Source organism: Weissella kandleri, from assembly GCF_045504165.1.
In the GTDB taxonomy this organism is placed as follows: Bacteria; Bacillota; Bacilli; order Lactobacillales; family Lactobacillaceae; genus Weissella; species Weissella kandleri_A.
Genome location: NZ_JBJJNY010000008.1, coordinates 1 through 12,479, shown reverse-complemented (window position 1 = coordinate 12,479; position 12,479 = coordinate 1). Strand labels below are relative to the sequence as shown.

12 protein-coding genes and 1 pseudogene are annotated in these 12,479 nt (G+C 35.4%); 12 read left to right on the top strand and 1 reads right to left on the bottom strand.

The genetic code is table 11. The annotated features are described in order from the left end of the window. Positions 1-575 precede the first annotated feature (575 nt). From ACJQWY_RS04885 to ACJQWY_RS04870, 4 genes are all read left to right on the top strand, one after another. Positions 576-890 carry a hypothetical protein gene (locus ACJQWY_RS04885; RefSeq protein ID WP_407076632.1) on the top strand — a complete coding sequence of 105 codons (315 nt, stop codon included), beginning with the start codon at positions 576-578 and terminating at the stop codon, positions 888-890. A 212-nt stretch (positions 891-1,102) separates the two neighbouring features. Beyond that, entirely contained in the window at positions 1,103-1,546 is a 444-nt protein-coding gene (gene rplM, locus ACJQWY_RS04880; RefSeq protein ID WP_407076631.1) for a 50S ribosomal protein L13, read from the top strand. Positions 1,547-1,570: 24 nt separating this feature from the next. Continuing rightward, a complete protein-coding gene (rpsI, locus tag ACJQWY_RS04875) occupies positions 1,571-1,963 on the top strand; it encodes a 30S ribosomal protein S9 (RefSeq protein WP_057755636.1) in 393 nt (130 codons plus the stop codon). Positions 1,964-2,479: 516 nt separating this feature from the next. Beyond that, the gene (locus ACJQWY_RS04870) at positions 2,480-3,238 is read left to right on the top strand and encodes a MerR family transcriptional regulator (RefSeq protein WP_407076630.1); all 759 of its coding nucleotides are present in this window, start codon (positions 2,480-2,482) and stop codon (positions 3,236-3,238) included. Positions 3,239-3,324: 86 nt separating this feature from the next. On the opposite strand, the gene ACJQWY_RS04865 is transcribed toward ACJQWY_RS04870, so the two are convergent. Continuing rightward, complete coding sequence (locus tag ACJQWY_RS04865; RefSeq protein WP_407076629.1) at positions 3,325-4,317, bottom strand: LacI family DNA-binding transcriptional regulator; 993 nt, start codon at positions 4,315-4,317, stop codon at positions 3,325-3,327. Between the two features lie 156 nt (positions 4,318-4,473). Here ACJQWY_RS04865 and ACJQWY_RS04860 point away from each other — a divergent pair, with 156 nt between their 5' ends. The 8 genes and pseudogenes from ACJQWY_RS04860 (at position 4,474) to uxuA (ending at position 12,359) form a co-directional block, all read left to right on the top strand. Then, positions 4,474-5,223: a sugar phosphate isomerase/epimerase family protein gene (locus ACJQWY_RS04860; protein ID WP_407076628.1), complete on the top strand. Its 750-nt coding sequence runs from the start codon at positions 4,474-4,476 to the stop codon at positions 5,221-5,223. Between the two features lies 1 nt (position 5,224). Further along, positions 5,225-6,505: a gluconate:proton symporter gene (locus ACJQWY_RS04855; protein ID WP_407076627.1), complete on the top strand. Its 1,281-nt coding sequence runs from the start codon at positions 5,225-5,227 to the stop codon at positions 6,503-6,505. A gap of 50 nt (positions 6,506-6,555) precedes the next feature. After that, positions 6,556-7,518, top strand: coding sequence for a sugar kinase (locus ACJQWY_RS04850; RefSeq protein WP_407076626.1), 963 nt, complete (start codon positions 6,556-6,558; stop codon positions 7,516-7,518). A 3-nt stretch (positions 7,519-7,521) separates the two neighbouring features. Continuing rightward, positions 7,522-8,454 (top strand): phosphoglycerate dehydrogenase, encoded by a 933-nt coding sequence (locus ACJQWY_RS04845; protein ID WP_407076625.1) that lies wholly within the window; start codon positions 7,522-7,524, stop codon positions 8,452-8,454. 259 nt (positions 8,455-8,713) lie between these two features. Continuing rightward, positions 8,714-9,559: a 5-dehydro-4-deoxy-D-glucuronate isomerase gene (gene kduI, locus ACJQWY_RS04840; RefSeq protein WP_407076624.1), complete on the top strand. Its 846-nt coding sequence runs from the start codon at positions 8,714-8,716 to the stop codon at positions 9,557-9,559. Between the two features lie 121 nt (positions 9,560-9,680). Beyond that, positions 9,681-10,034: pseudogene (locus tag ACJQWY_RS04835) on the top strand (SDR family oxidoreductase); the annotation flags it as partial. Between the two features lie 57 nt (positions 10,035-10,091). Further along, complete coding sequence (locus tag ACJQWY_RS04830) at positions 10,092-10,739, top strand: bifunctional 2-keto-4-hydroxyglutarate aldolase/2-keto-3-deoxy-6-phosphogluconate aldolase (protein ID WP_407076623.1); 648 nt, start codon at positions 10,092-10,094, stop codon at positions 10,737-10,739. 525 nt (positions 10,740-11,264) lie between these two features. Next, positions 11,265-12,359, top strand: coding sequence for a mannonate dehydratase (gene uxuA / locus ACJQWY_RS04825; RefSeq protein WP_407076622.1), 1,095 nt, complete (start codon positions 11,265-11,267; stop codon positions 12,357-12,359). The last annotated feature ends 120 nt before the right edge of the window (positions 12,360-12,479 follow it).

Here is a 12,479-nt window from a genome sequence, read left to right as displayed (position 1 = left end):
CGCGTATCAGTACTAAAAGGGTTCAATGAAAGTTATTATAAAATTAAATCGCATTTAGCTTAATTTAATGTGGCAGCTCTAGGCATGTCCTGCTTGGACTAAATGTTAAGCATAGTCTTACCTAATAAGACATTTAAGGCCTATCTTATCTATGCTATGGTATATTTATTATTTAAGAGTCATTGTTTTATATTGATTTAAAATCACTGGTGTTGAAAAAATCTTGAAAACCAACAACAGTCCGTACTGATATAAAATTTCGGTATAATTAAAAATGTGATGAAAAAAATATGAAGGGTTAGATTAATTGGGAACAGATATGATGAATATCATAAGCAAAAAGAATGTCAGCAATAAAAAACAAACGACTCGATCGAGATTATTAGCGCAAGGTCGCGCAAAAGCTCAAGCTATTCGTCAAATCAATTAAAAGCAGCCGGAGTAGAAGTTAGATGCTGGTCTGGATCGTACGGTAAAAAAAAGTTTGAGAAATTCAGCAGTTACAACAAGAATTAAGTCATATTAAAAACCAATAGACGAATTTAGCGCAAACGAAGGGTAAGCAGGTCGTACTAGTGACTTGGCATCAGCCTAAAAATTATGTTGCCTTGTTTGAGCGGTATGGCGTTAAAGTGACGGTGATTAATTCAAAACAACCAAAGCATCAAGTAGTATCAGCGATGTTGTCAAATCGATATGATCAAAATTACTTATTTTTGAACGGAGTTTCGCATCTCCAATATTATTCTATTTACGACCGATATAAAGCATTTAGCATGCCCCAAGATGTGCATCTAATTATGGATGAGAATCCGCGAAACATTGGTTTGGATACGGTATATACCTTGGCAGGGCAACACAATCAGACACTTATTACTAGTGGGATTTAAATTAGTTGTGCTAGCATTAATTTTATTTGTATAAAAAGGTTTAAAAGTTAACAGATAGTTAGCTTTTTACGGAATAAATTAATTGACGAACCCTGTTAAAAAGGGTACACTAATTGTTGGTATTGTTTACCATAACCACATGTGGGAATGTCCTGGTACGACTTTTTATTATTGGTAATGTTAAACAAACAGAATTATTGGAGGAAATTTCCATGCGTACAACTTATATGGCAAAGCCAGGTGAGATCGATCGTAAGTGGTATATTGTTGATGCCACTGATGTACCTTTGGGTCGTCTATCAACGGTCGTAGCATCTATCTTACGTGGTAAGAACAAGCCTACTTACACTCCTAACATTGACACTGGAGATAACGTTATTGTTATCAATGCTGCCAACGTTGCCTTGACTGGTAAGAAGGCCACTGATAAGATTTACTATCACCACTCAAACCACCCTGGTGGATTGAAGGAGCGTCAAGCTGGTGATTTGCGGGCCAAGAACCCACAACGTTTGATTGAACTTTCAGTTCAAGGAATGTTGCCAAAGAATTCACTTGGTCACCAACAAGCTTTGAAGCTTCACGTCTTTGCGGATGCTAACCACGCCCACGAAGCCCAAAAGCCTGAAGTCTTGGATATCAACAGCTTAATCTAATTTAGCGGAAAGGAGAATTAAGTTATGTCTACTGTACAATATTACGGAACTGGTCGTCGTAAGAACTCTGTTGCGCGTGTACGTTTAGTACCTGGTAATGGAGCAATTACTATCAACGGTAAGTCAGCCGAAGAGTACATTCCTTTCGCTAACTTGCGTGAGGTTATGATTCAACCATTTAACGCAACTGAAACATTGGGAAACTATGATGTTTTGGTTAATGTTAACGGTGGTGGATTCTCAGGACAAGCTGGTGCGATCCGTCACGGTATCTCACGTGCTTTGTTGAATGTTGACCCTGAATTCCGCGCAGCCTTGAAGTCAGCTGGATTGTTGACTCGTGACTCACGTATGAAGGAACGTAAGAAGCCAGGACTTAAGAAAGCCCGTAAAGCTTCACAATTCTCAAAGCGTTAATTTTATACTATCATTTGGGAAACAAAAAGCGCTCGCCTTGGTGAGGGCTTTTTTTGTGCAAAAAAACTACCCAATTGGGAATGATAATCCAAATTTGATAGCATGAGATAATTTATTGGGCAATAATTTGCTGAAAACATTCTTCAGAAATAGTAATTTTAAAATTGAGGAAGCGATGTTACACCATCTATTCATAAAAAACAAGGCTTTTCAAATTTAGATCAGCTTTGTTGTTTGGGACCATATTTTATTCATGGTGGAGTGGTAACGTCATAACACAGTTGTTTTAAAGAGTGGTCTAGATAGAAAGATTGTCCCTTTGTAAACAATATTGTGAGTGCAAAGGTTAAGCTGATTTAATTAAGTATGTTTATAAAAAAGTATAAACGATTACAAAGTTAAACATAAATAGCAGGTTAATTGGTTTAAGTAGAAAAATATATTGATTTAAAGCAGGAAAAGACTTGTGTTTAACGTAACGTGAAGCTTTAAGATAATAGGTGAAGGGAGGATGTAATGAATTATACGATTAGTGAATTAGCACAGTTGTCGGGTGTATCGACCCGGACCCTAAGGTATTATGATCAAATTGGTCTGTTAAAACCAGCGCAATTAAGTTTGGCGGGGTATCGCATGTATACAGAAAAGGAAGTAGATCAACTTCAACAGATTTTGTTTTATAAGGAACTAGATTTTCCATTAGACAAAATCAAACGATTAGTCGTGGAATCAAACCTTGATGAAATTCAAGCGTTAGAGGCTCAGGCCAAGTTGTTAGCAGACCAACGCGAACATTTAGATGCGGTCATTCAAACAATTCGACAGACGATTATAACAAAGCAAAGGGGAATAAAAATGGCAGATACGGCAAAATTTAAAGCTTTTAAGCAACAATTGATTGATGAGAATGAAGAGCAGTATGGGACAGAAGTTCGACGAGATTATGGGGATGCGATGGTTGATGAGAGTAATCGGCAATTATTAAAAATGTCTGAAGCTAAATATCGAGAATTTAAAGAATTGGAAGAAGAAATTTTAAATTTGTTGGCTGCTGCAGTAGCAACCAAAGATCCTAGCTCAGACTTAGCCGTTCAATTAGTAGAGTTGCATCGCCGTTGGTTAGGGTTTACTTGGAAAAATATTCCAGATCAGGCGTATGCAGGATTAGCAGATATGTATGCTGATAGTCCTGATTTCACCGCATATTATGATCAAAAGGTTGCCGGCGGTGGCTCATTTTTAAGTGCCGCCATGCATACTTGGTTAGCTGATTAATGATCTTTTGCTTTATACTAGGGAGCAAAGACGATTGTTTTGTGCATCAAAAAGGAAGCTCTATCATGAGCTTCCTTTTTTGATATTTAGAGCGAGTTGCGGATTTCAATTTTGGCTTCGATTCTAGTGATATCTGTATTGCTTTCGTGCTGTTTTAAATTGTCGATTAACTGCTGGACGGCCGTTTCACCAATCAAAATTGGATTTTGCTCGATGGCGGTAATACCGGGAGCTACTAAATCAGCTAAATCGTCATCATTGAAACCTATAACACCGACATCTTGTGGTACTTTTAAATTAGAGGTATTTAAAACGCGCATAATCGGCCATAGTACTTGGCTGTTTAAGGCATAAATAGCTACCTTTTTATAACTTTGTTTAATTTTTGATTGTAGTTGTATCTGCCAGTCGTTAGAACCATCAATTTCTAATAATTCGTAAGATATATCATTCGCTTGTAGATGAGATGTAATACCTTGAACACGATTCATTCGACTACTAATGCCTGTTATGTTATTAGATATTATAATAATGTGTTTAAAATTATTTTTTTCAAGCAATTTGGCCACTTCTACTGATTTTTGAAAGTTATCAGAAACAACTGCGGGCCAAGTAAAAGGTTCTACGTAGCGATCAACTTGAATAGTAGGTAAAGAATTATCTTGGATGATTTGATAAGTATCTGGGTGATGAGCTAATGGTTGAATAATTAGTCCATCGATATTTTCATTTAAAAGAACTTGTAAATTGTTTTGTTCGCGTTGCAAGTTATTATCTGCATCCATAATAATCATTTGGTATTGCGTTTGGTGCAAGAATGTACTAATTCCCTTGAGTAATCGAGATGTATAAAGATTAGAAAGATCAGCAACTGAGACGCCAATGGTATGAGTACTAGCGGTTTTTAGTGTTTGAGCTTGTCGATTAGGTTGATAACCAGAAGCTTCAATAGTTTGAGCAATTTTGTTTTTAGTCGCTTCAGACATGTTGTCATATTTATGATTTAAAAAGCGTGAAACAGTGGTTTTAGATACATTGGCCTGTGCGGCAATGTCGTTAATAGTTAATTTTTTTTTCATGTTTTTATTATACCTTAAATTAAAAATTAGGGATAAGTTGACAAAAATAATGAAAGCGGTTACTATAATCTTTGTAAACCGGTTTCCGAAAACGGTTTACGTTTTCAATAATATCAATCCGATCTAATTTTAATCAAGTGAAAAGGGATATCAATCATGAAAAGTACACAAGTAGTATTAAATAATTTATTATTTGAACAGGCACATCAGCAAGGTGAATTACAATTAGGAATGCTGCATCAAATTAATAGTTTAGGTATTAAAAATGCGGAATTACGACGTGAATATTTTAATGATATTAATGCAGAAACGCCTGCTATAGCTAATTACGTTAGCGAACAAAAGATGACTTTATTTTATTCAGTCCCTGAAGATTTATTTAAAGCAGGTAACTTAAACCCGGCTTTAATTGAATATTTTCAAGAAGCAAAAAAGCTTGGAGTACAGTATTTAAAATTTAATATTGGCGAATTTGAGGCATGGGATGCTGAAAATATCCATCAAATACAAAATTTATTATCTATGGGAATGGCGGTTAATATAGAAAATAATCAAACTCCACAAGCTGGAAGAATCGAAGTAATCAATAAATTTATGCAAGCAACAGAGAAAGCTGGTGTAAATATTGGTTATGTTTATGATTTAGGTAATTGGCGGTATGTGGGGCAAGATGAAATTAAGGCGGCGGAACAATTAGCTGCTTATGTCCGGTATATTCATGTCAAAGATGGATTTGGGACTTATCCAAATGCTACCACCGTAACGTTGGGTCACGGAGAAATTGATTGGCAGAAAGTTCTAGAAATTTTGCCAAAGAAAATTCCGGTTGCTTTAGAATACCCAACCAATTCGTCTGATGAAATTGAAGAAGGTATTGAGTTATTAGACAAGTGGGAGGCTAAATAATATGACTAATGTTATTATTAGCACATTATTGTTAATTACTTTTATATTATTTATTGTCTACATTATTAAAGGTGGTAATTTATTAGTAGGATTCTTTTTAATGACTATTCTCTGGTCTATTATCGGTCTCGTTCCACTTGATACGTTTATGCAAAAAGTAATTGCAGAGCCAGCTCTAAATTATGGTCCAACTATTATATATATTGTTTTTGGTTCATGGTTTGGACGTGTTTTGGTTGATTCAGGTATTGCGGCTTCAATTTCTCGACAAACAGAAAAGGTCGGACGAAAGGCGCCAGTACTTGCTGCTATCTTAGTGGTATTAGTTACAGCTTTAATTTTTTCATCGGCTTATGGAGTTGGGTCAGTAATGGCAATTGGAGTTATTTTAATTCCGATTATGTTGTCTATTGGAATTCCTAAAAAAATTGCAATACCAGCTTTTACAATGGCAATTGGGGCGCCAATGTATATTAATGTGGTGTTATTTAACCAAATCAAAGTGTTTTTCCCATCAGTTAGTTATTCAGGTCAGTATTTGTCGTTTGGAATTGTAGCGATGATCATTCAATTAATAGGTGTCGTTATTTTCATTTTGTTAAACCGAAAGGCAATTGAAAATGGTACACCGGAAGTGATTGAAGGAGAAACAGATAATGTGGACAATGATGTGCACGTAAATCGTTGGACATATGTGATTCCTATCTTACCAGTTGCTTTTAATATTATTTTCAAGTGGGATGCCATTCCATCGCTAGTGGTTTCTACTATCTTAGCAATGTTAATGACGCATAAAATGGCTAGTTGGAAAGGAATGTTGGAGTTTATTAATTCAACCACTAAAAAGGCGATTAATGACATTTCAGGTTTGATTTTCTTCTTAATGGCTTTAATTATGTTCGTAGGAGCTGCATCGGTTAATGTGCCACACTTCAAGAGTATTATTGAGGTTATTGTTCCAAATAGCGCTTTAGTTTTGGCTTTAGCTATTGGTATTTTGGCACCACTAGCATTATTTCGTGGACCGTTACATGTTTGGGGGGCCGGAGCTGCGACTGCTTCAGTATTGGCTGCAACGGGGACATTCTCGCCTAATTTATTATTACCATTGTTATATACAGCTAGTATCATGGCGGTTTCGATTGATTTAACGCAATCATGGAATACATGGGCTTTGGATTATTCCGGTTTGGATGCTAAAACTTACTTAAAGATGGGCATACCTGTAATGTGGGTTGTTTCAATAATTAACACCTTAGTTGGTTACGCTTTCTTTGGGTAAGCAGAATAAGATAACTATTTAAAAAATTGATAAAGTAAAGGAATAAAAAAATGAGTGAAGTAATGACATTAGGTGAGCCCATTGTGACTTTTATGAGTAAAGACTTGGATCAAGGGTTAGTTGACAGTATTAATTATTTTAAATTTTTGGGAGGAGCGGAATTAAATGTATTAATTGGCATTGAACGGCTCAAACATTCTACAGAATATGTATCTCAAGTAGGGGCTGACCCACTAGGTAAATTTACACTACAGGAAATTGAAAAGTATGGGGTTGGTCATCAATATGTGACAGTAGATGATCGAAATTGGACGGCATTTCAATTGAAAGAACTTGTTAGTGTAGGGGATGCACAGACATTTAATTTTCGGCGTAACTCGGCAGCAGCACATCTGACTAAAGAACAGTTATCTGAACTTGATTTCTCAGATGTCAAAATTGGGCATCTATCAGGAATTTTCCCTGCGATTTCAGCTACAGCGCAAGAGACTTTTCGTGATTTTGCGAAAGAACTTATTAGTCATGGGATTACCACGACATTTGATCCCAATTTACGGCCGGCATTATGGGAATCTAAGGAAGAAATGGTTGCGACTATTAATGATTTAGCTAAATATGGTAACATCGTGATGCCTGGAATCAATGAAGGTAAAATCTTAGTAGGGTCTGATGATCCTAGCGTTATTGCTGATTTTTATTTGCAAAATAGTGAATTAACAGAAACGGTGATTATTAAATTAGGTGAAGCTGGTGCATATGTAAAGCAAAAAGATGGAACGACATATACAGTTCCTGGTTTTGTAGTGGAACATGTGGTCGATACAGTTGGTGCAGGTGATGGTTTTGCACTTGGATTGATTACTGGTTTGTTAGACGGACTAAAGATGCCTGAAGCAGTGGAAAGGGCGAATGCAGTTGGTGCTTTACAAGTTCAGACACCAGGAGATAATGATGGATATCCAACACCTGATGAATTGAAGAACTTTTTGTTAAAGGCAAAAAAGAGGGGATAAAAAATGACTAAGAAAGTTTTAATACCTGATGCAGTTTCAGCAATTGGGGAGCAAATTATCATTGATGCTGGTTATGAAATTATTAATGGGAGCGGGCGGCAAGCTAACCAAATGATGCAAGAAGGTCACGAAGCTAGTGCGGTTTTAATCGGGACGCAACCGTTTACGGCAGAAATTATGGATGCTATGCCCCAATTGGAAGTTATTGCTCGTAATGGGGTAGGATATGACGCAGTTGATGTTGAAGCGGCTCATGAGCGTGGAATTAAAGTGGTTAATACTCCGACTGCTTTAACGGATGCAGTCGCCGAAAATACTGTAGCTGAATTATTAGGGATTGCGAAGAATTTATATTGGAATAGTAAGTCCATTTATGATGGCGAATGGAAATATAAAAAGGCCCATTTGGGACGTGATTTGTCTGGTAAAACAATTGGTATTTTAGGTTTTGGACGAATTGGACAAGCGGTTGCTAAAAAATTGCGGGGCTTTAACGTTCGTTTGATTGCCGTTGATCCCAAAGCACAAGGTAATGATGATGTTTCAATGGTCGAACGCGATCAATTGTTTGAAGAATCTGATTATATATTGGTTCATTTGCCAGCGATGCCTGCAACGCAGCATTCGATTGGTGCTAGGGAATTTCAGATGATGAAAAACGATGCGGTATTAATTAATATGGCCAGGGGAAGTATCTTAGTGGAAGACGAGTTGGTAGAAGCCTTACAACAAGGTATTATTGGTGGTGCGGCATTAGATGTATTTGAAGAAGAACCGCTACCTAAAGATCATCCTTTAACACAATTTGAGAATGTTTTATTGACCCCCCATATTGCTTCGAATACAGTTGAAACGAAACAACGGATGGCAGTTGATGCGGCACATGATATTGTAGCTGTATTAAGTGGTAATCAGCCTAAGTTTCTAGTTAAATAAAATTATAAAAAATCTCAGGATAACTGAGGTTTTTTATTTATGGAGAGTAGGTCAAAGATTAACATTTCTTATGAAACCGTTTATAACATTATATGTAAAATACTTTTTAAATTGAATGAAATAGAGAAAAGCGGTCTATTTTAACCTGCCTTTTTTATTAAAATAATTCTAGACCGACAAAGAAAGCGTTTTCAGGTATAATTAAATCGCAAATAAAAAAGAAACTATATTTCTTTATAGGAAAAAGGAAGGTGACAATATGGCTTTTAATATGGAAATTAAGTACGCTCATGCACCCAAGGATATAAGACATTATTCTACAGAGGAAATGAGGGAAGAATTTTTAATGGAAAAAATTTTTAACCCAGGAGATGTTTTGCTGACTTATACGATGAATGATCGCCTTATATTTGGCGGTATTACGCCCGCAAGTGAGCCTTTAGAAGTAGTCTTGGATTCAGAATTAGGAGTTCAATATTTCTTGGAACGAAGGGAACTAGGCGTCATTAATATTGGCGGAGATGGATATATAACTATTGACGGTCAAAAAAATTCTATAAAAAAGCAAGATGGGTATTATGTGGGCTTGGGAACGCATGAAGTATTATTTGAGTCTGTAGATTTACATAAACCAGCTAAATTTTATATTGCTTCAGCTCCAGCGCATAAGAAATACCCATCTAAGAAAATTTCTGTCGATAAGATAGCCCCATTAGTTCTGGGTGATCAAGATCATATGAATAAGCGAAAAATATATCAGTATATTCACCCCAATCAAGTAGAAACCAACCAATTGCAAATGGGATATACGATTCTAGAAAATGGATCTTCTTGGAATACAATGCCTGCGCATACGCATATGAGACGTATGGAAACATACATGTATTTTGATTTTTTTGATAAAAATACGCGAGCCATGCATATAATGGGGACTCCTAATGAGACGAAGCATATATTTTTGGAAAATGAGCAAGCGATCACAAATCCATCATGGTCAATTCATTCTGGAGTTGCAACAGGCTCATATTCATTTATTTGGGCTATGTGCGGTGAGAATATTGCATATGATGATATGGATGCAATTGATATGCATGATTTAAAGTAAAAAGATAGTCACTATTATGGCGGGATCCAAAGAATCAATTGAGGAAATTAAAGATCGTACAGATAGTTTAAAAAATTTCAATATGGATTTATTTAATTTGAATGGAAAGATAGTCATAGTAAATGGGGAAATTATTAATATTGCATCTATGTCGTCTTATTTTGGTGGAAAATATGTTCCTAGTTATATTGCCTCTAAACATGATGTAGTTGGTTTAACGAAGGCTTTGGCATCAAAGGCGAGTGTCTGGAATGTTCAAGTGAATGCAATTGCACCAGGATATATAGAAACTGCTAATACGGCTCAAATCAGGGCTGGGGCAGAACGAAACGATGAAATATTAAATCGAATTGCAGCAGGTCATTGGGGTAAAACTAATGAATTAATGGGAGGGGGAGTTTTTCTGAGCTCTGATGCTTCAAATTACATTACAGGAACAGCCATGCCCATTGATGGAGGCTATTTAGTTCGATGATTATATGTCTAGAATATAAAACGAGTCTTTGTAATAAAAATAAATATGGAGATTATTATGAATAAATTAGAGATATTAAAAAGTTTAACTGATGCAGGAGTGATTGCTGTAGTACGAGCTGATAGTGAGGAACGAGCCATTAAAATAGTAGATCAGTTGGTGCTTGGAGGGATCAGAGATATCGAATTAACTTTTACAGTTCCACATGCTGATCATGTAATTGAAAAATTAACGAATAAATATATGAATAAAGATGTATTAATTGGTGCTGGAACGGTTTTAGATGCTATTACTGCTAGATTGGCCATTTTATCTGGAGCGAAGTATATTGTGTCTCCTTATTTTGATATTGAGATTGCAAAATTATCTAACCTATATCAAATTCCGTATATAGCAGGGGCTATGACAATTATAGAGATGAAATCTGCTTTAGAATATGGCGTAGATATTATTAAGTTGTTCCCCGGCTCTGAAACTTCTCCTGACATGGTTAAGGCAATCAAAGGTCCGCTACCACAAGTTAATATTATGCCCACTGGAGGGGTTAATTTAGATAATATGCATAAATGGTTTGAAGCAGGAGTTGTAGCTGTAGGAGTGGGTGGTGACTTATTAGAACCGTCTGATAACGATGATTGGGAAGGATTAACAAAGAATGCTCATGAATACATGGAACGTTATATGAGCATTAAAAATAATTTATAATAAAAAAGTAATTAAGAAGAGTTTTTAATAAGGTTGATTGTTAACCTTTCAAAAAGGTATCTATAATAAAATTCATCAAAAAATAAATAAAGGAGTAGTACAAATGAGTGAAGTTGTAACAATGGGTGAAGCCATGGCAGATTTTGTAGCAACCGATTTAGATGTGCCACTATGGGAAGCTAATCACTTTTATAAATATTTACAGGAGCAGAGGTTAACGTAGCAACTGGGGTGGCCCGGTTAGAACATACAGTAGATTTTACTCAATTAGGAGTTGATCCAATTGGCCATTACATTCATTCAGAATTGAAGAACAATTATATAGGGATACGATATAATAAATGAATTTTCTAATTTAGTTTTAAAAATTAAGGCAGAAATTTTGCAAGAATGTAGTTAGTTCATTGTGGAATATGATATATTATAAAGAAAGCGCTTACTTGAAGTTTATTATATTTAATATATTAATATTTCAAACAGATAAGCATCTTTGTTCTCTAATATAGTGAAAAGAGGTAGAATATTATGAAAATGACTTTTCGTTGGTTCGGAGCTAATGATGATAGCATTACTTTAGAACAAATTAAGCAAATTCCAGGTGTTAACGGAGTTGTGCCAGCTTTATCTGATGTTCCAGTAGGAGAAGCTTGGCCTGAAGATAAAATTAAGGTAATGATTGAAGAAATTAATCAATCTGGGTTGAAAGCTGAAGTTATTGAGTCTGTTAATGTATCAGATGATATCAAAAACGGAGGAGCTTTAAGGGACCAGCATATTGAAAACTATAAAACTACTATTAGAAATTTAAGTAAATATGGTGTGAAGGTGATTTGTTATAATTTTATGCCAGTGTTTGATTGGTTACGTACAAATTTAGCTTATCCTTTATCAGATGGATCTAATGCTATGGCATATTTTAAAAATGATGTTCCTAAAACTGCTGATGAACTTATAAAAAATATGGAATCTGGTTCAAATGGTTTTAGTTTACCTGGTTGGGAAAAAGATCGTTTGGATGATATTCAGAGTTTATTTAACAAATATAAGAAAATTGATAATCAGCAATTATTTGATAATCTAGTTTATTTTTTGAAAAATATTATTCCTGTATGTGAAGAAGTAGGAGTAAAAATGGCATTACATCCAGATGATCCGGCGTACCCCATTTTTGGATTGCCTAAAATTGTAAGTACTGAGTCAGATTTGTTAAGAATCGTGAAATCAGTAGATAGTCCTTATAATGGTATTACTTTATGTACAGGGTCATTGGGAGTAAATCTTCAAAATAATGTAATTGAAATTACGAAAAAATTAAGTAGGATGAATCGTATTCCATTTGTTCATTTACGTAATATTAAGTTTATGGATGAGGAGAAAAATAATTTTCATGAATCTTCTCATCTGACTTCCGATGGTTCTATTGATATGTATGGGGTTGTGCATACTCTTGTAGAAAATGGTTGGGATGGATACGTACGTCCTGATCATGGTCGAATGATTTGGGGAGAAGTTGGACGGCCAGGTTATGGCTTATATGATAGAGCTTTGGGGATTGCATATTTAAATGGCATTTTTGAAGCAGAAGAAAAGTTTGATGTTTTTGAAAAGAATATTATGTAATGAAAACGCTTGCGTGTGTTTTTAAAAATCTGTATAATTGGTATAGTGAAATATTAATATATCAAAAGAGAGGCGATAAATGATGAAGTTTGCAATGATCGGGCTTGGAAAGATGGGCCT

Bases quoted from the DNA above. Each gene is read 5' to 3' on its own strand.
- kduI (WP_407076624.1), top strand. From the start codon at position 8,714: ATGGCTTTTAATATGGAAATTAAGTACGCTCATGCACCCAAGGATATA.
- rplM (WP_407076631.1), top strand. From the start codon at position 1,103: ATGCGTACAACTTATATGGCAAAGCCAGGTGAGATCGATCGTAAGTGG.
- ACJQWY_RS04855 (WP_407076627.1), top strand. From the start codon at position 5,225: ATGACTAATGTTATTATTAGCACATTATTGTTAATTACTTTTATATTA.
- ACJQWY_RS04850 (WP_407076626.1), top strand. From the start codon at position 6,556: ATGAGTGAAGTAATGACATTAGGTGAGCCCATTGTGACTTTTATGAGT.
- ACJQWY_RS04865 (WP_407076629.1), bottom strand. From the start codon at position 4,317: ATGAAAAAAAAATTAACTATTAACGACATTGCCGCACAGGCCAATGTA.
- rpsI (WP_057755636.1), top strand. From the start codon at position 1,571: ATGTCTACTGTACAATATTACGGAACTGGTCGTCGTAAGAACTCTGTT.
- ACJQWY_RS04870 (WP_407076630.1), top strand. From the start codon at position 2,480: ATGAATTATACGATTAGTGAATTAGCACAGTTGTCGGGTGTATCGACC.
- ACJQWY_RS04830 (WP_407076623.1), top strand. From the start codon at position 10,092: ATGAATAAATTAGAGATATTAAAAAGTTTAACTGATGCAGGAGTGATT.
- ACJQWY_RS04860 (WP_407076628.1), top strand. From the start codon at position 4,474: ATGAAAAGTACACAAGTAGTATTAAATAATTTATTATTTGAACAGGCA.
- ACJQWY_RS04845 (WP_407076625.1), top strand. From the start codon at position 7,522: ATGACTAAGAAAGTTTTAATACCTGATGCAGTTTCAGCAATTGGGGAG.
- uxuA (WP_407076622.1), top strand. From the start codon at position 11,265: ATGAAAATGACTTTTCGTTGGTTCGGAGCTAATGATGATAGCATTACT.